Source organism: Blautia sp. CAG:257, assembly GCF_000433815.1.
Lineage (GTDB): Bacteria > Bacillota > Clostridia > Lachnospirales > Lachnospiraceae > Blautia_A > Blautia_A caecimuris.
This window is the reverse complement of the sequence record NZ_HF999080.1, coordinates 12,844-13,202: the sequence shown is the minus strand read 5'-3', so window position 1 is coordinate 13,202 and position 359 is coordinate 12,844. Positions and strand designations below refer to the sequence as shown.

Genomic DNA, 359 nt, shown 5'->3' with positions numbered 1-359 from the left:
GATAGATCTGATTCATATATTTCAGATTGGCATAGGTTTTGATATTAGTACAGCTGTTTGTCGTAATGATCGCAATCCTCTGAAGATTTCCATTTTCATCATACATCTCTGAATAATATTTTTTCAAAAGCAGAGGAAGTCTTGATTTATCCTGCCTTCCTTCTACAATAAACACAAAATTTACATTCATCAGATCTCCTGCGGAATACCCCAGATCATCCAGAACTGCGCTGATATCTGTTTTTTCACTGATTCTGGCATACCCGTCCTCTCCCTGAACCATCTGACGGATCTGTCTGCTGTTAAAATTTGACAGAAGATTTGCCGCATGAGTGGAAAAAATCACCTGGCACTTTTTG

General features: G+C 38.4%; 1 pseudogene. It reads right to left on the bottom strand.

Going from position 1 to position 359, the window contains the following annotated elements:
* Positions 1–359: pseudogene (locus QVP40_RS09870) on the bottom strand (OLD family endonuclease); the annotation flags it as partial.